At 59.0% G+C, this 22438-nt stretch carries 24 protein-coding genes and 1 tRNA gene; 4 read left to right on the plus strand and 21 right to left on the minus strand.

Annotation, left to right across the window (positions count from 1 at the left end; genetic code table 11):
• Positions 1-17 precede the first annotated feature (17 nt).
• Together prfA and ACXPUX_RS10845 are read right to left on the minus strand one after the other, a co-directional pair.
• Positions 18-1103 (minus strand): peptide chain release factor 1, encoded by a 1086-nt coding sequence (gene prfA, locus ACXPUX_RS10840; RefSeq protein ID WP_458828305.1) that lies wholly within the window; start codon positions 1101-1103, stop codon positions 18-20.
• Between the two features lie 50 nt (positions 1104-1153).
• The gene (locus tag ACXPUX_RS10845; protein ID WP_005926458.1) at positions 1154-1345 is read right to left on the minus strand and encodes a DUF951 domain-containing protein; all 192 of its coding nucleotides are present in this window, start codon (positions 1343-1345) and stop codon (positions 1154-1156) included.
• A 202-nt stretch (positions 1346-1547) separates the two neighbouring features.
• Here ACXPUX_RS10845 and ACXPUX_RS10850 point away from each other — a divergent pair, with 202 nt between their 5' ends.
• The gene (locus tag ACXPUX_RS10850; RefSeq protein ID WP_458828306.1) at positions 1548-2483 is read left to right on the plus strand and encodes a S1 RNA-binding domain-containing protein; all 936 of its coding nucleotides are present in this window, start codon (positions 1548-1550) and stop codon (positions 2481-2483) included.
• Between the two features lie 108 nt (positions 2484-2591).
• A complete protein-coding gene (locus ACXPUX_RS10855) occupies positions 2592-3143 on the plus strand; it encodes a DUF4364 family protein (protein WP_112090083.1) in 552 nt (183 codons plus the stop codon).
• Positions 3144-3208: 65 nt separating this feature from the next.
• Here ACXPUX_RS10855 and spoIVA read toward each other — a convergent pair whose 3' ends face one another.
• The 3 genes from spoIVA to ACXPUX_RS10870 form a co-directional block, all read right to left on the minus strand.
• Positions 3209-4702: a stage IV sporulation protein A gene (spoIVA, locus tag ACXPUX_RS10860; RefSeq protein WP_458828307.1), complete on the minus strand. Its 1494-nt coding sequence runs from the start codon at positions 4700-4702 to the stop codon at positions 3209-3211.
• Between the two features lie 349 nt (positions 4703-5051).
• Positions 5052-6386: an aspartate--tRNA(Asn) ligase gene (gene aspS, locus ACXPUX_RS10865; protein WP_458828308.1), complete on the minus strand. Its 1335-nt coding sequence runs from the start codon at positions 6384-6386 to the stop codon at positions 5052-5054.
• A 162-nt stretch (positions 6387-6548) separates the two neighbouring features.
• Positions 6549-7157, minus strand: a complete 609-nt coding sequence (locus ACXPUX_RS10870; RefSeq protein WP_055184686.1) for a sugar transferase — start codon at positions 7155-7157, stop codon at positions 6549-6551.
• A gap of 372 nt (positions 7158-7529) precedes the next feature.
• Here ACXPUX_RS10870 and ACXPUX_RS10875 point away from each other — a divergent pair, with 372 nt between their 5' ends.
• Positions 7530-8891 carry an MATE family efflux transporter gene (locus ACXPUX_RS10875; protein WP_458828310.1) on the plus strand — a complete coding sequence of 454 codons (1362 nt, stop codon included), beginning with the start codon at positions 7530-7532 and terminating at the stop codon, positions 8889-8891.
• 65 nt (positions 8892-8956) lie between these two features.
• Here ACXPUX_RS10875 and ACXPUX_RS10880 read toward each other — a convergent pair whose 3' ends face one another.
• Together ACXPUX_RS10880 and ACXPUX_RS10885 are read right to left on the minus strand one after the other, a co-directional pair.
• Positions 8957-9577, minus strand: a complete 621-nt coding sequence (locus tag ACXPUX_RS10880; RefSeq protein ID WP_458831232.1) for a ZIP family metal transporter — start codon at positions 9575-9577, stop codon at positions 8957-8959.
• Positions 9578-9756: 179 nt separating this feature from the next.
• Positions 9757-9921 (minus strand): hypothetical protein, encoded by a 165-nt coding sequence (locus ACXPUX_RS10885; RefSeq protein WP_179859788.1) that lies wholly within the window; start codon positions 9919-9921, stop codon positions 9757-9759.
• Between the two features lie 365 nt (positions 9922-10286).
• On the opposite strand from ACXPUX_RS10885, the gene ACXPUX_RS10890 reads away from it, so the two are divergent.
• Positions 10287-10553, plus strand: coding sequence for a hypothetical protein (locus ACXPUX_RS10890; protein WP_458828311.1), 267 nt, complete (start codon positions 10287-10289; stop codon positions 10551-10553).
• A 94-nt stretch (positions 10554-10647) separates the two neighbouring features.
• On the opposite strand, the gene ACXPUX_RS10895 is transcribed toward ACXPUX_RS10890, so the two are convergent.
• The 14 genes from ACXPUX_RS10895 to ACXPUX_RS10960 form a co-directional block, all read right to left on the minus strand.
• Positions 10648-11181: an LOG family protein gene (locus tag ACXPUX_RS10895; protein ID WP_458828312.1), complete on the minus strand. Its 534-nt coding sequence runs from the start codon at positions 11179-11181 to the stop codon at positions 10648-10650.
• A gap of 22 nt (positions 11182-11203) precedes the next feature.
• The gene (locus ACXPUX_RS10900; protein ID WP_458828313.1) at positions 11204-11776 is read right to left on the minus strand and encodes a chromate transporter; all 573 of its coding nucleotides are present in this window, start codon (positions 11774-11776) and stop codon (positions 11204-11206) included.
• Positions 11773-12342 (minus strand): chromate transporter, encoded by a 570-nt coding sequence (locus ACXPUX_RS10905; RefSeq protein WP_458828314.1) that lies wholly within the window; start codon positions 12340-12342, stop codon positions 11773-11775. The genes ACXPUX_RS10900 and ACXPUX_RS10905 overlap by 4 nt, the downstream gene beginning before the upstream one ends.
• Positions 12343-12363: 21 nt before the next feature.
• A complete protein-coding gene (locus ACXPUX_RS10910) occupies positions 12364-13101 on the minus strand; it encodes an acyl-[acyl-carrier-protein] thioesterase (RefSeq protein ID WP_458828315.1) in 738 nt (245 codons plus the stop codon).
• 66 nt (positions 13102-13167) lie between these two features.
• The gene (locus ACXPUX_RS10915) at positions 13168-14400 is read right to left on the minus strand and encodes an ABC transporter substrate-binding protein (RefSeq protein ID WP_458831234.1); all 1233 of its coding nucleotides are present in this window, start codon (positions 14398-14400) and stop codon (positions 13168-13170) included.
• Complete coding sequence (locus ACXPUX_RS10920; protein WP_249248648.1) at positions 14400-15245, minus strand: ABC transporter permease; 846 nt, start codon at positions 15243-15245, stop codon at positions 14400-14402. The genes ACXPUX_RS10915 and ACXPUX_RS10920 overlap by 1 nt, the downstream gene beginning before the upstream one ends.
• On the minus strand, positions 15245-16060 hold the full coding sequence (locus ACXPUX_RS10925) for an ABC transporter permease (protein ID WP_458828316.1): 816 nt from the start codon (positions 16058-16060) through the stop codon (positions 15245-15247). Before ACXPUX_RS10925 ends, ACXPUX_RS10920 begins: the two co-directional genes overlap by 1 nt.
• A gap of 6 nt (positions 16061-16066) precedes the next feature.
• Positions 16067-17113, minus strand: coding sequence for a spermidine/putrescine ABC transporter ATP-binding protein (gene potA / locus ACXPUX_RS10930; RefSeq protein WP_458828317.1), 1047 nt, complete (start codon positions 17111-17113; stop codon positions 16067-16069).
• A gap of 250 nt (positions 17114-17363) precedes the next feature.
• Entirely contained in the window at positions 17364-18347 is a 984-nt protein-coding gene (locus tag ACXPUX_RS10935; RefSeq protein WP_458828318.1) for a DUF4340 domain-containing protein, read from the minus strand.
• A 10-nt stretch (positions 18348-18357) separates the two neighbouring features.
• Complete coding sequence (locus tag ACXPUX_RS10940; protein WP_458828319.1) at positions 18358-19791, minus strand: Gldg family protein; 1434 nt, start codon at positions 19789-19791, stop codon at positions 18358-18360.
• A 15-nt stretch (positions 19792-19806) separates the two neighbouring features.
• Positions 19807-20679, minus strand: a complete 873-nt coding sequence (locus ACXPUX_RS10945; RefSeq protein ID WP_458828320.1) for an ABC transporter permease — start codon at positions 20677-20679, stop codon at positions 19807-19809.
• Position 20680: 1 nt separating this feature from the next.
• Entirely contained in the window at positions 20681-21649 is a 969-nt protein-coding gene (locus tag ACXPUX_RS10950; protein WP_458828321.1) for an ABC transporter ATP-binding protein, read from the minus strand.
• A 196-nt stretch (positions 21650-21845) separates the two neighbouring features.
• Complete coding sequence (gene rpmE / locus ACXPUX_RS10955) at positions 21846-22046, minus strand: 50S ribosomal protein L31 (protein ID WP_112091087.1); 201 nt, start codon at positions 22044-22046, stop codon at positions 21846-21848.
• 286 nt (positions 22047-22332) lie between these two features.
• Positions 22333-22416, minus strand: a tRNA-Leu gene (locus ACXPUX_RS10960).
• Between the last annotated feature and the right edge of the window lie 22 nt (positions 22417-22438).

Genomic DNA, 22438 nt, shown 5'->3' on the forward strand with positions numbered 1-22438 from the left:
CACCCGAAAAACAGGGGTCACCCACCCAGCTTTTGCAGCTTTTCGGCCTGTTCCCGGGTGGCAAGGGCGTCGATCACCTCGTCCAGATTGCCGTCCATGATTTTTTCCAGATTGTGGACGGTCAGCCCGATGCGGTGGTCGGTGCAGCGATCCTGCGGGAAGTTGTAGGTGCGGATCTTCTCGCTGCGGTCGCCGGTGCCCACCTGCCCCTGACGCTGGGCGTTGATGGCATCCTGCTGCTCCTTCTGCTTTTGCGCAAGCAGGCGGCTGCGCAGGATTTCCAAGGCCTTATCCTTGTTCTGGAACTGGCTGCGCTCGTTCTGGCACTCCACCACCGTACCCGTTGGGATATGGGTCACGCGGATGGCGCTGGAGGTCTTGTTGATGTGCTGACCGCCCGCACCGGAGGATCGGAAAGTATCAATGCGCAGGTCCTTCATGTCCAGCGCAAAGTCCACCTCCTCTGCCTGCGGCATTACCGCCACGGTGGCGGTAGAGGTGTGGATGCGGCCTTGCGTTTCGGTCTCCGGCACCCGCTGCACCCGGTGCACCCCGCTCTCGTACTTGAGCCGGTTATACGCACCTGCGCCATCCACTGAGACGATGGCTTCCTTTACGCCGCCAAGCTCGGTCTCGTTCAGGTTGAGCACCTCCAGCGTCCAGCCACGGTTCTGGGCGTACATGGTGTACATCCGCAGCAAACTGTGGGCAAACAGGGCGGCTTCCTCGCCGCCGGCGCCGCCGCGTATCTCCATGATGACGTTTTTGCCATCGTTCACGTCCTTGGGCAACAGCAAAATTTTGAGATTATTTTCCAGCTTTGCCACATCTTGACTTTTTTCGCTGATTTCCTGCTGTATCATCTGCTTGAAGTCCGGGTCCAGCGAACCGGGCTCCTCCAGCAGAGCTTTGGCCTGCGCCAGATGATCCAGCGCGGTCTGCCAGTCCCGGTAAGCCTCCACCACCGGCTCGGTGTCGTGGTACTCCCGCATCAGTTTGCGGAACCGTGCCGGGTCGGCGGCGGTATCGGGCTGGTTCAGCCGCATGGAAAGCTCCTCAAAGCGGCGGCAGACCGCATCCATCCGGGAAGAAATATCTTGCATCCTTGCAGTTCTCCTTACAAATTCGTTCCGGTTCGGGTGCGTTGGCCGCGCTACTGCGCGCTGCCGGGCTTTACCACCTTTTTGATGTTCTTTTCAATTTTGGCGCGGGGCAGCATGACCTCGCGTCCGCAGCCGGTGCAGCGGATCTTAAAATCCATGCCCACCCGCAGCACCTCGAAGCTGGATGCTCCGCAGGGGTGCTTTTTGCGGGTGAGGATGGTATCTCCCACAGCGATGTCCATATTTTTCCGACCTCTCCCTTCTTTTCTGCCGCGCAATCGCCCGGCAGAGCCAGTGTGTGCCGCCGCCCGCCCCAGCGGGTGCTGCGCATACAGATATAGTATAATGCAAAGCCGCACAAAATGCAAATATCTGCGCACACTGCTGCATATCGTTGTAGCATCGCACAGAGACCCGAAAACCATATAGAAAGAGGAATGAAACATGATGCAAGCTTATCGTACTGAAAACAGTTACCGTTCTGCCGCCCGCCTTTCTCCTGCCGAGCTGCGGGCTGCCATGGCCAGCGGCGAGATTTTGCAAGCCACCGCCCTTGCCTTTGACACCCGGCGGCAGCTGCGGTTTGAGCTGGGCGGGGTAAAGGCGGTAATGCCCTTTGCCCAGTGCGCAGACGGTGCCGAGACCGGCAACGTGCGGGATATTGCGGTGCTGACCCGGGTGGGACGCCCCACCTGCTTTGTCATTGAGGGGCTGGACACGGACGAGGACGGCGCGCCCTGCTACCGGCTTTCCCGCGCCAAAGCACAACAGCTGTGCAAGGCAGAGTATCTGGACACCCTCTCGCCCGGGGATATCCTGCCCTGCACGGTGACCCACATCGAACCGTTCGGTGCGTTTTGTGACGTGGGCTGCGGCATCAGCGCCCTGCTGCCCATCGACTGTATGTCGGTAAGCCGCATCTCCTCCCCTGCCGACCGGGTAAGCGTAGGGCAGCAGATCTTGTGCGCCATCAAAAACCGGGACGCGCAGGGGCGCTTTGTGCTGACCATCCGGGAGCTGCTGGGCACATGGGCAGAGAACGCTGCCCGGTTCACCGTGGGCGAAACGGTGGTGGGCATCGTGCGCAGCGTGGAGGAATACGGCACCTTTGTGGAAATTGCGCCGAACCTTGCGGGGCTTGCGGAGAGCTGCTCCGGCCTTGCGCCCGGGCAGGCGGTAAGCGTCTACATCAAAAATATTCTGCCGGAGAAGATGAAGATCAAGCTGGTCATCGTGAACCACGCCCTGAGCCAGCCCCACCGGTTTGAGCTGCGGTACTTCATCACCGAGGGACATCTGGACCGGTGGGTGTACTCCACACCGGAATGCCCCAAGCGCATTGAGACAGATTTTGCCGTTGCGGCTTGCAATCCGGGCTGAAAGCCTTTATACTAATAGAAAGAGTTTTTGTCTGCCCGCTGCCCGCCCTTTTGGCAGCGGCGCAGACCTTTGATACCATGTGAAAGCGCAAGGGGGATGTAAGGAACGATGAGCGCCAATGATGCTTTTACCGCCGGTGTCCGTCCCGGCGGCCTGACCAGCAGCACCGAGATCCGGCTGCTATTGTGCTATCTGGTGAAAAACGCCGGTCCCATTACCCGGCAAGAGATCGAGAACGCCCTGATGGAGGAAGCCCTTGTCAACTATTTTGAGATCGGCTCCTGTCTGGACGATATCACAAAACAGGAACTGGTCACCCTGACCGGCGACAGCTACGCCATTACCGACAAGGGCCGCAAGGTGGCGCAGGAGCTGGCCTACGACCTGCCCCGCACCGTGCGGGAGCGGGCGGTGGCTGCTGTGCTGCGCTGCCAGACATGGGCCCGCAAGGAGGCCAAGTACAGCGCCCGCATTACCGAAAAGGCGGACGGCCACTGCACCGTGCGCTGCACCGTAAAGGGGCTGGACAGCGAGCTGTTCTGTCTGGAACTGGGTGCGCCCGACCGGCTGAGCGCCGAGCTGGTGAAGAAACAGTTCATCCTGAAGGGCAACGAAATCTATCAGCTGCTGATCAACAAGCTGACCGAGGAAGAAAAATAAGGCAGAACGATCCCCGCCCACTGTAAGCAAACCTTACGGCGGGCGGGGATTTTTTCAGATACGCCCTAGATCAGGATACAAATCAGTCCGGTGCAACCCTCGTTGATGACCCGCTCCAGCGTTTCCTGCAGGCGGGTGCGGGCTTCCTGCGGGATGTGGAGCAGCTTGTTCTGCAAGCCGTCGTTCACCAGCTCGTGCAGGCTTTTGCCGAAGATGTTGGACTCCCACAGCTGCACCGGGTCGTCCGCAAAGTCGGCCAGCAGGCTCTGCACCAAGTCCTCGCTCTGCTTCTCGGTGCCCACGATGGGGCTCAGTTCGGTGTGGATGGTGGCTTTCATCATCTGGATAGAGGGCGCACAGGCTTGCAGCCGGACGCCGCAGCGCCCGTCTTGATGCACGATCTCCGGCGGCTCCAGATGCAGCTCGTCGATGGAGGGCATCACGATGCCGTAGCCGGTGGCCTCCACCTGCTCCAAGGCGCTGCGCACCTTCTCGTAGGCGCGTTTTGCCCGGGCAAGTTCCATGATGCAGGGCATCAGCCCCGCCTCGTCCCCGATGTCCAGCCCGGTCTGCTCGCTGAGCACCTGATAAAAAATCTCCGGCTTCAACTCCACGCTTACCCGGACACTGCCGGCCGCAAGGTCTGCCCCCGCCACTGCCGAGCGCTGCACAGCATCGCATTCCAGCGCAGGTGCGTCTGTTCCGGCTGGCAGATCCTTCATGCGGGACACCCGCTCTGCCAGCTGCATGGCAGCTGCATATACCTGTGTTTGCAGCCAGTGCCCGGGCTCCAGCATGGTCACCCAACGGGGCAGGGCAAAATCCAGCTCCTGCACCGGGAACTCGTACAGCACCCGCCGCAGGATCTCCCCCAGCATGGCGGCATCCAAGTCCACGCAGCTTACCGGCAGCACGGTGCGGCGGTAGTCCCGCGCCATGCCCTCGGCCAGCTGCCGGGTCTCCGGCGCGTCCGGGTGGGTGCTGTTGAGCAGAATGATATAGGGCTTGCCCAGCGCTTCCAGCTCCGTGATGACCCTCCTTTCCGCTTCTGCGTAGCCCGCCCGGGGGATATCGCTGACTGAGCCGTCCGTAGTTACCACCACCCCGATGGTGGAGTGCTCGCAGATCACCTTGCGGGTGCCGGTCTCTGCGGCAAGGTCAAAGGGCACCTCCTGCTCGAACCACGGGCTTTTGACCATGCGGGGCTTTGCGTCCTCCTCGTGCCCCATGGCACCTTCCACCATGTAGCCCACGCAGTCGATCAGCCGCACCCGGCACGCTCCGCCGCCCTCCAGCTGCAAGGGCACGGCAGTCTCCGGGATGAATTTCGGCTCGGTGGTCATGATGGTGCGCCCCGCCGCCGACTGCGGCAGCTCGTCCCGGGCACGCTCCCGGGCGGCGGCAGAGCCGGACATGGCGGGCAGCACCAGCTGCTCCATGAACCGCTTGATAAAGGTGGATTTGCCACTGCGCACCGGCCCCACCACACCGATGTAGATATCCCCGCCGGTGCGTGCGCCGATCTCGCGACAGATGCTGTTCTGTTCCTGTTTCTCCAAGGTCCTTCTCCCCTTCCTGTTGCGCTGCGCACCGCGCCCGTAGGGGTGGGTGTGCTCGTTGTATCGTATGAAAAGGGAGCGCTTATTATGCCGGAACCGTTTTGAATGCCCTCCGCTTTGCTCTGGGCATCTTTAGCGGAAAATATTTTTATAATTGCAATTCAGGAAAATCTGCGGATTTTCCTGAATTGCTTTTTCACGGAGGGGGAGCTTTTTTGCAGTAACGGTACAGTTTCCAAATAGAGCGCAAGTCTTGCGGATTTGACTGAGAGGGCGAGCGTTTTTTTAATCGTTCAACAAAAAGAGCTGCCGTGCAAAACACAGCAGCTCTCGGAAAAGTTTTATAAAATCACGGGGTCAGGCGGTTGGGGCCGCGGAACAGGAACTCGGCGTCCTTGATGCTCAGGCCGCACAGCAGCATGGTCAGGCGGTCGATGCCCAGACCGAAGCCGCCATGGGGCGGGCAGCCGTACTGGAAGAACTCCAGATAGAACTTGACGTCCTCGGCCAGACCCTTTTCCTCGGCCTGCTTCTTCAGCACCTCGTAGCGGTGCTCACGCTGGGCACCGGTGGTGATCTCCACACCGCGCCAGATCAGGTCGTAGCCCTGCGGCACGCCGTTCTCATCACGCATGTGGTAGAAAGCGCGCTTCTCGGCAGAGTAATCGGTGATGAACAGGAACTCGTGGCCGTAGTGCTTCTTGACCCAGTCGTAGCTCAGGCGCTCGGCCTCGGTGGTCAGATCGCCCTTCTCGCTCTCGTCCACGGTATAGCCGAACTCTTCCTCCAGAGCCTTGTACAGGTCAGCCAGCTTGACCACCGGGAACGGGGTAGTGGGCACGATGACTTCCTGCCCGAACAGCTCCTTGATCTGCTCGCCGTAGTTCTCTTTAACGGCCTGCAGACCGGCGGTCAGCAGCTCCTCTTCCATCTTCATCACGTCCTTGAAGGAGGTGATGTAGCTGAACTCCAGATCGAAGCCGGAGAACTCGGTAGCGTGCTTGTTGGTGTAGCTCTTCTCGGCGCGGAACACGGGGCCGGTCTCGAAGATACGCTCAAAGCCGGCAGCCATAGCCATCTGCTTATAGAACTGAGGGCTCTGTGCCAGATAGGCATTGCGGTCGAAGTAGTCCACCTTGAACACCTCAGAGCCGCTCTCGCTGGCAGCAGCGATCAGCTTGGGGGTGTGGATCTCGATGAAGTTGCGGTCCAGCAGGAACTTGCGCATGGCGTTGACGAAGCAGCTCTGTGCCTTGAACATCAGCTGGTTCTCGTCGGTGCGCAGGTCGATCCAGCGGTAGTCGATGCGCTGGTCGATGCTGGAGCGCTCCACAGCCTTCTTTTTCTTGGTGGCTGCGATCTCCTTGCGGACGATGGGCAGTGCATTGGCGGTGCTCTCCACCTCGATGCTCTCGGGAATCATCTCCACGCCGCCCATCTTGACGTAGTCGTTCTCCATCACCTTGCCGGTGACGGTGATGACAGAGTCCGGGGTGAGCTGGTCGATGGTATCCACCAGCTCAGGGTGGTCGGCCTTTTCCACCGTGATCTGCAGCTTGCCGGTAATATCCTTCAGCACGATAAATGCCATATACTTGCTGTTGCGCAGGTTCTCGATAAAGCCCTGCACCTTCACCGTGCCGCCGATGGCCTTTTGAGCCTCATTGATATAGGTGCGTTCCATAATACAGGAATCCTCCTTTAACGTCTTGTGTACTGTTTTATTATACGCTTTTCAGGGGATAAATCAAGAGATATGCCAATTTCAGCCGGTCTGTGCTGTGCTTTGTGTAAAAATGGAGACACCGGAGCTTCGGCCGAAGCTCCGGTGTCTCCATATAATAGATCATTTTTCATCGTGCAGGGTGCCGGTGCCGCCCTCCACTACGCCGTCATGCTTGAGCACGGCGGTAATGGTGCCAAAGAAGCACTTCACATCCAGCCCAAAGCTGATGTGCTCCACATACCAGCCGTCCAGCTTTGCCTTTTCGGCAATTTCCAGCTCGTCCCGGCCATGGATCTGCGCCCAGCCGGTCAGCCCCGGGCGCACATCGTTTGCGCCGTACTTATCCCGCTCGGCCAGCAGGTCATACTGGTTCCACAGTGCCGGGCGCGGGCCGATGACCGCCATATCCCCCACAAGGATATTCCACAGCTGGGGCAGCTCGTCCAGACTGGTCTTGCGCAGAAAACGCCCCATGCGGGTGATATACTGCTCCGGGTCGTGCAGCAGATGAGTGGGCATATCGTGCGGGGTGTCGATGCGCATGGTGCGGAACTTGAGGATCTGGAAATGCCGCTTGCCGATGCCCACACGCTTCTGCCGGAAAAACACTGGCCCTGGAGAGTCCAGCTTGATGGCAACAGCCAGAAGCAGCAGCAGCCACGAAAGGCACAGGATGCCGCAGGCCGACAGAAAAATATCCAGCAGCCGTTTGATCCGATTTCGATACATAAATAGAACTTCCTCCGTTTTCTACGGGTGTACCGCCTTATTATAGCAGTATGGGCAGCATTTTTCAATTGCAGGCTGCGCCCGGCGGGCGATATTTGCCGCTTTGGGAGAGAATAGGGCGCTTTACCTCTTGTTTTTTACCTAATATCGCGTTATAATAGACAATTGCTATGTTCACACAAGGCTTAGAAGCTGTTTTCATAAGCGGGGTGTGCCGAACGACGGGAGTTTTTGCCCGCAGACAAGGCGATTTTCCGCAGCAATCCTTGGTGGATTGCAAGGGAAAGCAACGCAGTATGCGAGCAAAAAGACCGTTCGAGCGGTGTGCAACGCTTATGAAAACGGCTTCTAACTATAGGAGGTAGATAACTCATGGCTACGACCAGCCGTTCCGCAGACCTGACCAGCGGGCCCATGCTGCAAAAAATCATCTTGTTTTCCGTGCCGCTGGCGGCATCCAGCATTCTGCAATTGCTGTTCAATGCCGCCGACGTTGTGGTGGTGGGGCGCTTTGCGGGCAGCACGGCGCTGGCTGCCGTCGGCTCCAACGGTGCGTTGATCAATCTGCTGGTCAATCTGTTCGTCGGGCTTTCGCTGGGTGCCAACGTGGTGGCAGCCCGGTGCTTTGGCGCCCGGGACGAAAAGGGCGTACAGGATACGGTGCACACCGCCGTGGCGCTGGGTTTAGTCAGCGGCGTATTGCTGGCGGTGGTGGGCTTTTGCGCCGCGCGCGGCCTGCTGGAGCTGATGAGCTGCCCGGAGGACGTGATCGGCCTTTCCACCCTGTACCTGAAGATCTATTTTATCGGAATGCCCATGACCATGCTGTACAACTTCAGCAGTGCGCTGCTGCGGGCCGTGGGCGACACCAAGCGCCCGCTGTACTGTCTGGCCGCTGCCGGTGTCATCAACGTGGTGCTGAATCTGGTCTTTGTCATCGGCTTTTCCATGAGTGTGGCGGGCGTGGCACTGGCTACCATTATCAGCCAGACCGTGTCTGCGCTGCTGGTGACCGGGATGCTCGTCCGGGAGGAGGGCGCACTGCGGCTGGACCTGCGGCGGCTTACCTTCCACGCCGGGACGCTGAAGCAGATCTTGCTTATCGGCCTGCCTGCCGGGCTGCAAAGCACGGTGTTCAGCCTTTCCAACGTGGTCATCCAGTCCTCCATCAACTCCTTCGGCTCCATGGTGGTAGCGGGCAACTCTGCCTCCTCCAATCTGGAGGGCTTTGTGTATACTGCCATGAACGCCTTTGCGCAGGCCGCGGTCACCTTTACCAGCCAGAACATCGGCGCACGCAAGTACCACAACCTTGACCGGGTGATCCGCAACTGTCTGCTGTGTGCCGTGGTCACCGGCCTTGTACTGGGTGGCGGCGCAGCGCTGGCGGGACACCAGCTGCTGCGCTTCTACTCCTCGGACGCCGCGGTCATCGCCACCGGCGCTGAGCGGCTGCGCCTGATCTGCGGCTTTTACCTGCTGTGCGGCATTATGGACGTGCTGGCCAGCAGCCTGCGCGGGCTGGGGTACAGCGTACTGCCCATGGTGGTAAGCCTTGTGGGTGTGTGCGCGCTGCGGCTGGTGTGGATCGCTACCATTTTCCAGCTGAACCGCACCCCCTTTATGCTGTACATCAGCTACCCCATCAGCTGGGCACTGACCGCGCTGGTGCATCTCGGCTGCCTGCTGGTGGTGCGGCGGCATCTGCGCCAGAAGCAGCCGCAGACGATATAAATCCTTTTTGCATAAAAGCAATGCCGGGCAGGCCAAAAGGTCTGTCCGGCATTGCTTTTACTATATCACAGGGCCACATCCAATGCCATCATCAGCGCAAAGCCCAGCACGATGCTGATGACACCGGCCACTTCATCCGGTTCCACCGCCTCAGGGATCATCTCCTGTGCGGTCACACACACCATACAGCCCGCCGCCGCGCTCATAAGCCACGGCAGCGCTGCGCCTACCCACTCGGCCAGCACAAAGGCCAGCACCGCGCCCAGGGGCTCCACCAGACCGGAGGCCGCACCGGCGGCAAAGGACTGCCCCCGGGTGCGCCCGCTCTGGGTCAGCGGCAGACTGACCGCCGCCCCCTCCGGGATGTTCTGCAAGCCGATGCCAAGGCTCAGCGCCAGCGCGCCGCTTACGGCATCCGCGTCCCCGTGCAGCGCCAGCGCCGCAGCCAGCCCCACCACCATGCCCTCCGGCAGGTTGTGCAGGGTGACCGCCAGCACCATACGCCCGCAATGCCCGGGACCGCCAGCCAGCAGCTGCCCGGCGGCATCTTCCAGCCGCAAAAGCCCCACAGCGCCTAAAATAAGCCCCAGCGCCGGGGGCACCCATGCCGCCCCGCCCTGCAACCGGGCAATGGCCGGAAGCAGCAGGCTCCACACGCTGGCCGCCAGCATGATGCCCGCCGCCATCCCGCACAGGATGCGCCGGGTAGCCGGTCTTGTCTGCCTGCGCAGCAAAAACACCCCTGCCGCTCCCAGCGCGGTGCACGCCGCCGGGAACAGCCAGATCCCAAGTGTGAAAACGATCCGGTTCAAGCCGCATTCCCCCTTTGCCCGTTGTATGCACAAACGGGCAAAAAGGTGCAAGCTTAGAAATCGTCCTCGCTGCTGTCGCAGCTGTCTGCATCGCAGTCTGCGTCATCGGACGCAAAGCTGTCGGTGCTGTCCGTGCTGAAATTGCGTTCGAATGCGGTCATGTACTGGGCATAGCCCTCGTCGCCGGTGCCAAAGTAGCCAAAATCAAAGTCTTTCATCGTGTTATCCTCCACAAATGTTTTTGTTGTTCAGCCTTTCGGGGGATGTCCGTCCCTCGCCATGCCTCTATTATCCACATTTGCAGTCCAATAAAAAGGATTTGTGATAGATTATTTCAAGTTTTTCTATTTTTGTGTTCCCCGCCCGGCGATATAGGCGCTATCCCGGGCTTTATTTTTACCAAAAAGTCTTTGACTTTTGGCGAAACTTTATGACAACTATGCGGATTCTTTACATAGATTATAACTTTCGACCAAAAACCTCTTGATTTTTTTCAAAAACGGACTAGAATATAGCATCGCAGTGAGGTGCTACGGAGTGTCCGCTGCTAAACACACATAGGAAAAACAAGGAGATTATTGATATGAAACTCAAGAATATTTGCATCGCTGTTGTCGCTTTGGCTCTGGCTGCTGGCATGACCGCCTGCGGTGGTACTTCTACCGCTGCTGCTTCCTCCACCTCTGAGGCTGCTTCCGCAAGCACCACCGCTGTTTCCGAGGCTGCTTCTTCTGAGGCCGCTTCCAGCGAGGCCGCTTCCTCTGAGGCTGCATCTTCCGAGGCTGCTTCCTCTGAGGCCGCTGTCAGCGAGGCTGCTTCTTCTGAGGCTGCTTCCACCACTGCCGCCTGAGTTTAGCGCGCACAGCGTACATAACCGGATAGCAAAAGCCCATTGCACATCGTTTTGTGCAACGGGCTTTTTGCATTTAACCGGATCCTTATTTCTATTTTTCAAGAATTGCGCGGATCTGGGCAAGATCAGCTGCAAAGGCGACATTCCGCTGCCGCGCCGGGGTGGAAAGCCCCATGGCGATCATCTGCTGCAAAAGCTGGTGCAGGGGCTGGTAGTAGCCGTTCAGGTCGTAGAGGATGCAGGGTGCATCCAGCTGTCCCAGCGACAGCTTGCTGATGACCTCGGTGATCTCCTCCAGCGTGCCTGTGCCGCCGGGGAATGCGATAAAGGCATCGCCCAGTTCGATCATTTTGGTCTTGCGGGCGGGGATGTCCTCGGTCACGATCAACTCGGTCAGCCCCTCGTGCTGCAGCTCTGCGTCCAGAAAGCACTTGGGCTCTACACCGGTCACCTTGCCGCCTGCAGCCAGTACGCTGTCGGCTAAAAGGCCCATCAGTCCGCTTTTGCTGCCGCCGTATACCAGCGCGTTGCCGCTTTCGCCGATCCAGCGCCCCAACTGCTGCACAGCCTGCGGCAATGCAGGGTCGGTGCCAAGGCTTGCGCCCAGATACACGGTAATGTTCATTGTGTCAACCTCTCTTTCCGGGTCAGATGCTCCACAGCACCGCGCCCAGCACCGCAGAAAGCAGGATCATCCCGATGGGGGACGGCGCTTTCTGCGTTTTCTTTTTATAGGCAAAATGCAGGATGCCCAAAAGGGCAAACACTGCCAGCGCACGCACATCCGGGGCAAAGCCGCCGGAAAGGGCGGTAAAGCCCCCCAGCGTGGAAAGCCCCATGGTGCAGGCGGTGGCTAAGATCATAGCCACCACACAGGGGCGCACCCCGGCCAGAAAGGCGTTGACCCCGGCGTACTTCATCAGGCTGTGCAGCGCCGCTGCAATGAGCAGGATGATGACAAAGGAGGGCAGCACCACCCCCACCGTTGCCGCAAAGGAGCCTGCCAGCCCCGCCTGCGAAGCGCCGATAAAGGTAGCCATGTTCACCGCCAGCGGGCCGGGCGTAGACTCTGACACCGCGATAAAGCTGAGAAACTCGCTCTCGGTCAGCCAGCCGTGCCCCAGCACCGTTTCCCGCACCAGCGAGATCATGCCGTAGCCGCCGCCAAAGGACACCGCACCGATGACAAGAAAGTTCCACAAAAGCTCTAACAAAATCATTTTGTGCCGCCTTTCTTCCCCTGCCCTACCGCATAGGCCAGCACCCCGGCTGTGCCGCAAAGTAGGATGCAGCAGATGGAGGAAAACTTTACCGCCAGCACAGAGCAGCCCACCATGGCCGCCAGCACCGTCACCACCACTGCCGTGTTGAAGGGGGTGCGATGCAAGTTTTTGAGCATCTTGACCCCTGCGGACAGAATCAGGTAGATGACACAGGCCTGAATGCCCTTAAAGGCATTCGCTACCACTGTCAGCTGCAAAAAGCGGTCGAAGAAGAGCGAAATAAGGTAGATGACTGTAAAGGACGGCAGGCATACCGCCAAAGTAGAAGCCGCCGCACCGGCAACACCAGCCAGCTTATAGCCGATGTAGGTGGCGCTGTTCACCGCCACAGGGCCGGGAGTGGACTCGGCAATGGCGACCATATCCAGAAACTCCTCCCGGGTGAGCCAGCGCTTTTCCTCTACAAATTCGTGCTCCAGCAGCGCCACCATGGCATAGCCGCCGCCAAAGGTAAAGGCACCGATCTTAAAAAAGGTGCCGAACAGCTCCTTAGTCTTGGACATAGGCATTTTTCCTCCGGGCACTTACTGTTTGACCGGCTCCAGTTCCAGATAGCACTCGAAAGCCGTTTTGTCTGCGTGCTTGGCAATAAAGTACCAGCCATCATCCGAAGGCGTGTAGAACACCTCCACCTGCTGCCCCATGGGGACTTCGCGGTGGTAATTGATGGAGGCAAACTTCACAACATGATCGCGCATGATCTCCTGCGGCAGTGCGTCACAGACGATATCCAGATAAAAGGCGTTGTTGATGTGGTAGTGCAGGTCGCACTGGGAGTAGCGCGCCGTAACCAGACCGGCGCTGGTCAGGCTGTCCCGGCGCTTATGCAGCAAAAGGGGCAGCTCTTCTTCCACCGTCTCGTTCCAGTATCCCTCTACCGTCCAGCCCGGCTGACGCAGGATATGCCCATCCTCAAGGCTGGACATGATCCAGCGGCTGTCCACCATGGCTACTTCCTGCCCGGCTTCGTCCGTAAGGGTGGTGACGCGCTTAATGGAGCCGCGGAGGCTCTTCTCTGAGCGGGAGCAAAGGTTCAAAGTCTCGCCACGGCGGGGCACGCGGCTGAACCGCAGCGCCTGCTTGCCCACCAGAAACGCTACGCCGTGATCCTCAAAGAACTTATCGTCCATGCCAAAGTGGCGGGCGTGCATGGAAGAAATCTGCTCCACATAGCGCAGCAGCGCACTGGCCTTGAGCAGGCTGTGGCAGTCTGCATCGGCATTTTCTACCACGGCAGTACCTTGATAATAAAACTGTTCCATAGTCTTTCCCTCCTATCGGAAAAAGGCCGCCGCACCACGTCCGGGACGGCAGCCTTGGCAAAACGATCAATACTGATTGCGGGTCTTTCTGCGCACTTTGCGCCAGATATTGAAGCAGGCAAGTGCCAGCATAGCCAGCAGCAGCATCAAAAACAGGTAGCTGCCGCCGCCTTCATCGTAGCTCTTCATCTCGCTCCACTTCAGGTCCAGTTCACTGTTCACCTCGTCGCTCAGGGCGGTGAACACCTTTTCGCGGGCGGCGTCCTCCTCAGACGGGTAGGCGATTTCGCTGGTTTTCAGCTCCTCGTCCAGCACCTCCCATACATCGTGCATGGGGGTGGTGTAGCCGATGTACTCGCTGTTGGCCTTGCCGATGTCGGTCTCGCACATGAAGTTGATGAACATCTCAGCGGCTTCCTTGTGCTCGCTGGCGGCGGGCACAGCCATGCAGTCCACCGAAAGCACACTGCCCTCCTCCGGGAACACCCACGCAAGATCCGGGTTATCATCGATCATGGTAATGGCATCGCCGGAGTAGTACACGCCGATGGCCGCCTCGCCGCCGATCATCTTATCAAAGATCTCGTCCATGACATAGGCCTGCACCAGTGGCTTCTGTGCCTTGAGCTCTTCTACCACCTCGTCCACCTCTTCCGGGGTGGCGGGGTTGATGCTGTGGCCGCTCTTAAATGCAGCGATGGCATAGGCATCGCGGCTGTTGTTGAACATCAGGATGTTGCCCGCGTACTGCTCGTCCCACAGGTCTGCCCAGCAGGTAGGGGCTTCGTCTACCATGGTGGTGTTGTAGATGATGCCGGTGGTGCACAGCATATAGGGCACGGTGTAGGCGTTCTGCGGGTCGTAATCCGGGTTGCGGTAGCCCGCATCGATCTTTTGGAAATTGGGGATATTGTCGTAGTCAAGGGGTGCAAGCATCCCCTCGTTGATCATCTTTGCCACCATGTAGTCGGATGGGATGATCACATCGTAGTTGGCCGCGCCGGACTTGAGCTTGGCGTACAGGGACTCGTTGGAGTCGAAGGTGGTGTAGTTCACCTTGATGCCGGTCAGCTTTTCAAAGGCGGCCACCACGTCCACGCTGTCGTCCGAGCCGTTGGAGATGTACTCGCCCCAGTTGTAGACGTTCAGGGTGACGTTCTGCCCCTTGAAGCGGGTCCAGTCGTAAGCGTCCGACACCGACACGTCCTCGGTCACCTCGATCGTACCGGCGGCAAACACCGGCAATGCGGCGCACAGCGCCACAGCCAGCGTCAGCAGCAATGCAGCAATGCGTTTCATCATGCGCCCTCCTCTCGCAGCGTTTTCTGATCCTTGCGGTAGCTGCGGCTCTCCATGGCATTGGACACCAGAATGACGCTGAGGATGACCACAAACATGATGGTGGACAGCGCGTAGATCTCCGGGCTGACCTTTTTGCGGGTCATGGAGTAGATGGCAATGGGCAGGGTCTCCACCGTGCCGCAGTTGAAGTAGGAGATCATGAAGTCATCAATAGAATAGGTCAGGCAGATGAGGAAGGCAGAGAGGATGGCGGGGCTGATCTCCGGCAGAATGACCTTGAAGAAGGCCTGCCGGGGGTCACAGCCCAGATCCAGCGCTGCCTCGTACAGCTTGATATCCAGCTGCTTGAGCTTGGGGCTTACGTTAAAGATAACGTAGGGCACGTTGAACGCGATATGCGCAATGAGCAGCGTGGGCAGCCCCATGATGTTGTCCGGCAGCCATGCGGACTGCGCGGCAAAGCGCTGGTAGGCCACGAACAGCAGCATCAGGGAGATGCCGGTGATGATCTCCGGGTTGACCACCGGGATGTAAGTGATGTTGGTCACCAGCAGGCGGCTTTTGCGGCTCATGGAGGCAATGCCAAGGCTGGCAGCCGTACCCAGCACCGTGGCGATGATGGCAGACAGCACTGCTACCTCAACGGACACCCACAGCGCATGGAGGATGGACGCATTCGTGAACAGACTGCGGTACCACTTGAGGGTAAAGCCGGTAAACAGCGAATAGCCCTTGCTCTGGTTGAAGCTGAACACGATCATGTAGGCAATGGGCAGATACATGAAGCAGAAGAACAGGATGATGTAGACCCGCTGCATCAGGCGCAGATGTTTTGTTTTCATCAGGATACGCCCTCCATTTCATCCTCGTCAAAGCTGGACGTAAAGCTCATGCACAGCAGCACGATGATCATCAGCACCAAGCTCATGGCAGAACCGACATTCAGGTTGTAGCTGTTGCCCAAAAACTGCATCTCGATCAGGTCACCGATCAGCAGGTTGGAGCCGCCGCCCAGCATACGGCTGATGACAAAGGTAGACACCGCCGGCACGAACACCATGGTAATGCCGGTGCTGATGCCCGGCACACTCATGGGGATGAGCACCCGCACAAGGGTCTTGGTGGTGTTGGCGCCAAGGTCCTGCGCAGCCTCCACAAGGCTCTGGTCGATCTTGGTCATGCTGGTGTACAGCGGCAGGATCATGTAGGGCACATAGTTATACACCATGCCCAGCACCACCGCGCCGGAGGTGTTGAGCATAGTATAGGGGCCAAGGCCGATAAAGCCCAGCAGGGTGTTCACCGGGCCGTTGACGCTGAGCAGCCCCATCCATGCGTAGGTACGCAGCAAAAAGTTCATCCACATGGGCAGCATGACCAGCATAAGCATGATGTGCTGCTTGTTCACCCGCAGACGGGACAAAAAATATCCCACTGGGAAGGCGATGACAAGGCAGATGACCGTAGCGATCAGCGCCAGCAGCAGGCTGCGGGCAAACACCGAGCCGTAGCCGCTGATGGAGGTGAGGTTATTCAGGGTAAAGTTGCCATCGGCGTCGGTCATGGCGTAGTACACCACAATGAACAAGGGCACAACGGTAAACAGCACCATCCATACAAAGTACGGATAGGCCAGCTTTTTATCATAAATCTTCATGGCACATCACCCCTCGCTCCGCGCCATGATATGGATCTCGTTGGGGCCGACGCGCATACCAATGGTCTCGCCGGGGGTGCAGGCGCGGGTGGAGTGGATCAGCCACTCGCGGCCCTCGCACTCGACGTGCATTTCAAAGTGCACGCCCTTGAAGATGACATCGTTCACCACGCCCACAAGCTGGCCCTCCACGGGGGAGACCACCTCGATATCCTCCGGGCGCACCACAACCTGCACGCTCTGCTCCCGGGCAAAGCCGCGGTCCACACAGGGGAAGTCCACACCGGAGAAGGACACCAGAAAGTCCTTGTGCATCACGCCGTCCACGATGTTGGAATCGCCGATAAAGTCTGCCACAAAGGCGTTTTTCGGTTCGTTATAGATATCCTCCGGGGTGCCGATCTGCTGCACCTTGCCGCCGTTCATGACCACGACGGTATCGGACATGGTAAGTGCTTCCTCCTGATCGTGGGTGACATAGATAAAGGTGATGTTCATCTCGCGCTGCAGCCGCTTGAGCTCCAGCTGCATCTCCTTGCGCAGCTTCAGATCCAGCGCGCCCAGCGGCTCGTCCAGCAGCAGGATCTCCGGCTCGTTGACCAGACTGCGGGCAATGGCCACGCGCTGCTGCTGACCGCCGGACATCTGGCTGATGCTGCGGCGCTCGAAGCCCTTCAAGCCCACGACCTCCAGCATATCGCGCACCTTGCGGCGGATGGTGTCCTCGTCCAGCTTTTTGAGCCGCAAACCAAAGGCCACGTTCTCGAACACATTCAGGTGCGGGAACAGCGCGTATTTCTGGAACACGGTATTCACCGGGCGCTTGTAGGGCGGCACACCGGTAATGTCCTCCCCTTTCAGCAGCACCTTGCCGGCGTTCGGCTCCAGAAAACCTGCGATCAGGCGCAGGGTGGTGGTTTTGCCGCAGCCGGAGGAACCGAGCAGCGTCACGAACTCCTTATCATGGATATCCAGATTCAGCCCATCCAGAATGCGCTGTCCATCAAATTCCACTACGATATCCCGCAGTGAAACGACCACCGAGTTGTCCATTTTATATGTTATCCTCCTTGTTCTCAGATACGAAAAAAGACAGGGAACCTGCCCCATCTTTTTTGCGTATAAGGGGCGTTCTGCCCCGCGCAGCAGCATGATTTTGCGCGGCGAACTTACCCTGTCACGGTTTATAATAAACAATCACAGTCGGATTGTCAATCACTCTACCGATGTTTGCCGAAACTTTATAAAAAGCTGCAAAAAAATATACGCTGCGCCTTGGTTTCGGCACAGCGTACAAAAGCAATTATTCCTGCGTTTTCAAGTCGTTTTCCGTCAGCAGAAGCGCCTGCACAGTGCTTGTATCCACTGTGTATACCGAGGTATCGTCCCCAACTTGCAGATGCCACCCGTCCGTACCGCAGGCGTAGGCCAGCTGCACGGCAGAGCCGTCCTCGCTGGTGACCGTGGCGGTAAACACCGGTGCATCAAAACCGCAGGCAGCAAGGTCGGCGTCCGTGGCTTGGGCGGTAACGTAGGTGCACAAGGCAGACAGCAGGCTTTGCACCTTATCCTGCGCAAGGCTGGCGGCGGAGTCAGAGGCCAGTCGCCACACCGTCTCGTAGGCAGCGGAAGAAGCGCTGTCCGCGTCCATGCTGTCGGTCGGCTCGCTGACGGCGTTCAGGGTGACGGAGCTGCCGTCGGCCAGCGTATAGGCCACCTGTGTGATGGCCGATGCCGTGAGTCCGGTTGGGCAGAAGCTGCCGAAGAGCCCGGCCTTATCCAGCTGAAAACAGGCGGCCTTGTTGCCGCTGACGGTATAAATGGCATCGTCCCCGGCTTTTTGCACATAGAGATCCCCGGTGACCGGGTTTTCTGCCCCGAAGGTCAGGGTGGTGCTCTGCCCTGCCGCCGTTACCGTAACAGTAAGCTGCGGGCTGTCCAGACCGTAGTCCTCCCCTGCCTGCGGTGTCAGGCTGCGCTTGGCAGCTAGTGCCATCAGGGCGGTACGCATGGTGTTACAGGCGCTCTCGTCCAGATGATAGGCGGGGTCCTGCGCCAACTGCCAGCTGCCGCCAGAATATTGCAGGGTGTAGGTCTCGCCGTTATAGGTGTACTCGATCTGCTCTAAGTCCTCGGCGGCAAAGCCGGAAAGCGGGATGCTTCCCTCGGCGGCGGCACTGGCGGCCTGCTCGGCCTTGGCGTTGCTGCGGGTCACCGCCCACAGCGCTGCGCCCAGCAGCACTGCCGCTGCCAGCAACGCCAGCAGGACACGCTGTTTTGTTTTCATGGCGGTCTCCTTATCTGCGGCGGCGCAGCAGCACCACCACTGCCCCGGCGATGAGCACCGCCGCCGGAAGCACGAACACGAAGGTCAGCCCCAGTGCTGCGGCAGCGGAGCCCGCCACCGTGATGGGCTCGGCTTCCAGCGTCTTGGTGTCCACAAGGACATCCTGCCCTACCAGCGAGGCAGCGCAGCCCTGCAAAAAGGTCAGGTTGCCGGGCATGGACTGATAAAGCTGCTCGTTATCCATGTTGGGACAGCCGATCCAGAGGACCTCGGCGCCGGTATCCTCGTTCCGTGCCCAGACAGCCAGTGCAAAGGGGCCGTCTGTGTCTCCGTCCTCCCGCTCCATGGTGGTAAGGTCGTTGATATCCGCCTTGGCATAGGCAGAGGAGGAACTGTTCAGCAGCGGCTCGGCGGTAACATCCTCGGTCTCGGTGACCGTGATGCCCTGCGCCACCGACAGCATGACATGGGTGCCGGTATTCACGCCGTTCAGCGCGGTGCTCTCGGTGGGCGTGCCGTAGTCCGGCAGCAGCGACCATGCAGAGTTATACAGTGCCTTGCTGCTGTCGCCCTCCACCACCATGCCCTCTGCGCGGGCAAGGCCGAACTGCGCCAGCACGGCATCCAGCTGCGGGGTCTGGGCGTAGACGCTGCTGGTCAGCAGCAGCTTGCCGCCCGCCGCCAGATAATCTTGCAGCTGGCTCACCTCATCCACAAGGCCGTCCCCTGCGGTAAAATCGGTGGTGGGTGCGTTGATGATGAGCAGGTCGCAGTCCTCCGGGATGGTGCTTGTGAGCAGATCCAGCGGCTGAGCGTCGATATTCTGGGCGTCCAGCGCATCGGTCAGGGAGTCGGTCAGGGTCTGCTCGCCGTGGTTGGTGGTATAGTAGGCGTGGCTCTGCCCGGCTGCAGTGAGCTTATAGATGGCAGAGGTGATCTGCTTTTCGCCGCCAAAGGTCACGCTGGCAGAGCCGGTGGTGTAGTAATCGGTATAGTCATACTCGTACAGGTCGGCGGCACCCAGCACGGTGCTGTTCTCCCCGCAGGTAACGATCAGACTGCCACTGGAAACATTCTCTGCACCGTACTTTGCGGCAAAGGTAGGGTACAGGGTGGGGTCCTTCTGTTCCCAGCTCAGGTGCCCGCTCTCGGCAGCGTAATGATCCAGCAGCTTTGTGATGATAGCATCCTCGCTGCCGGTCTCACAGAGGTAATAGATGTGCACATCCTTTTCCAGCCCTTCCACCAGTGCTTTGGTGCTGTCGCTCAGGGTGTACATTTTGGCCTCGGAGAGGTCGAACTCGGTATATTTTGCAGGGATGGCCCGCACCAGCAGGTTGAGCAGCACCGCCAGCACCAGCACTGCCGCCAGCATAGAGGTGGACAGCAGCCCGCTGCGGAACACCCTGCCTTTCTGAGAGGATGCGTTCTTGTTCCATTTCATCGTTGTGGCCTCCTCTCAGTTCCAGCGGCGCTTTTCCAGTCCCTGTGCGGTAAAAAACAGGAACACCGCCGCCACGGTCAGATAGTAGACCAGCGTGGGGATGGAAAAGCTGCTGTTGACAAATTCTTCAAAGGGGGTAAACAGGCACAGCGCGCTGAGCACGGCGCTGAAGGCCTCGGTCAGCCAGCTGCTCTTGAGCAGAAACAGTGCCGTAAGTGCCACGCAGCACCCCGCAAAGGAAAGGCAGCCCAGCGTAAAGCTTTTGCTGCGCAGCCCCGCCACCACACTGAGTACAGCGGCAACGGCGGTGAACAGCGCCAGCGCCACCGCACTGCCGGTGGCGAACATGGTGCGCAGGCTGGGCATCATATAGGCCAGCAGCAGCGCCGCCACACCGGACACAGCGGCGATGATCTGGTTTTCGGTCAGGCTGGAAAGAAACACCCCGATGGCAATGGCGGCGCAGCCCATAAGGTAATAGCACAGCAGCGCGGAAAAGTTGGCCAGCGTGCTGGTGCCGGTAGCGCCCAGCACCTTCAGCACAAGGATCATGCCCGCATCCACAAGGCAGGGCAACGCAAAAATGACGCAAAGAGCAAAGTATTTGCCCAGCACAATGCCGCCCACTGACACCGGACTTGTGAGCAGCAGCTGGTCGGTGCGGCTGTGGCGTTCCTCCGCAAAGGAGCGCATGGTGAGCACCGGGATATAGAGCAGCAGCACAAAAATGGTGCGGTACAGCGTATAGTATCCAAAATCCGGCAGGCCGTAGCCCAGATTCAGCGCCACAAAGTAGATAGCCGTAGCCGCCAGCATAAAGGCGGTAAGCACCGCACCGATCATGCCGTGAAAGCAGCTGCGGAGTTCTCGTTTAAAGATGGCAAGCATCTCAGTTTTCCTCCCCTTCTGCCGGGGTTTCCTGCTCCGGCGTTTTTTCGGTCAGCGCAAGGAATACCTCCTCAAGGCTGCGGTTCTCGGCGGCAAGCGCCAGCACGGTGCAGCCGGTCTCGGTCAGTGCCCGGGACACGGCAGCGCGGCGGTCGGCGGCGTCCTCGCTCTCGGCGGTAAAGGTGACCTGACCGTCTGCGGCGCTTTCCAGTTCTACCTTGCAGATGCCCGGCACGCTGCGCACAGCGGCCAGCACGGTGTCCGTCTCGCCCTGTGCGGTAGCGCGCAGGCGGCTGCCCGGGTTCAGGGTCTCGCCCAGCTCCTCCGGGCTGCCCACCGCCACCAGACGACCTTTAGAAAGGATGAGCACCTGCTGGCACACCGCCTGCACCTCGCTGAGGATGTGGCTGGAGAGGATGACCGTGTGCGCCTTGCCCAGTTCCCGGATGAGGTTGCGGATCTCGATGACCTGCGCGGGGTCCAGACCCACGGTGGGTTCGTCCAGAATAATAAGCTGCGGGCTGCCCAGCAGCGCCTGTGCAATGCCCACCCGCTGACGGTAGCCCTTGGACAAGCTGCGGATGACCCGGGGCAGCACTTCTTCCAGCCCGGTGCGGCGGGCAGCGGCCAGCACCTGCTGTTTGCGCTGCGCGTGCTTTACCCCCTTGAGCTCTGCCACAAAGTCCAGATACTCCTGCACGGTCATTTCCGGGTAGAGCGGCGGCTGCTCCGGCAGATAGCCCACACAGGCCTTGGCCCGCTGCGCCTGCTCCGGCAGACGGAACCCGGCCACCTTTACCTCGCCCTCGGTGGGTGCCAGATAGCCGGTAAGGATATTCATAATGGTGGATTTGCCCGCGCCGTTGGGCCCCAGCAGGCCGTAGATCTGGCCGTCCGGCACCGTAAACGAGAGATCCTGCACGGCAGGGCGGCTGCCGTAGGACTTGCTCAGGTGAGAAACTTCGATCACAGCAAACTCTCCTTTGTTTCAGAAGCTGTTTTGCGGAAAGCGGCGTAGAGCCAGCGCTTTCCGGTTTGGAACTGCTATATTTTAGATGGAAAATGTGTTTAAATTAAGACAATCCTGTGTGGGAAAACGAAATATTTGCCCGCGAAAAACGCAAAAATGCCGCCTCCCGAAGGAAGCGGCATGAGATAGCCTATAATTACTTACGGCCGAAACGCTTGTTGAAGCGCTCAACACGTCCGCCGGTGTCAACCAGCTTCTGCTTGCCAGTGTAGAAAGGATGGCACTTGGAGCAAACTTCGACGTGGATCTCGGGCTTGGTGGAACGAGTGTTGATGACATTACCGCAAGCGCAGGTAATGGTGCAGTCAACGTAGTTCGGATGGATACCCTGTTTCATTCTTTTCACCTCAATTCTGGTTCTGACAAATTGGGGCCATATTTAATGTATGTGCCCATCACAACCTTCAATATCGGCTACCCCGTCGAGCGGCCTTGGAAACGATTGCCTTACTATTATAGCACGAATCGGCCAGAATGCAAGAGGGAAATTTAAGTTTTTTACAGCTTTTTCAGCGTCCAGCCTTTTTTTGCGGCCAGCTGCTCCAGTTCCCGGTAAGAAAGCCGCAGCTGCGCAAGAAAAGCCCAGAACCATTCGGATCAACGAATGATTCTGGGCTTTTACATGCCGCCGACGGGGGTCGAACCCGTACTCTGTCTCCAGAAAGGGATTTTAAGTCCCTCGTGTCTGCCAATTTCACCACAGCGGCGCAGCCCCGGCTTACAAAGCCC

Source organism: Faecalibacterium sp. PGM34 (assembly GCF_054456555.1).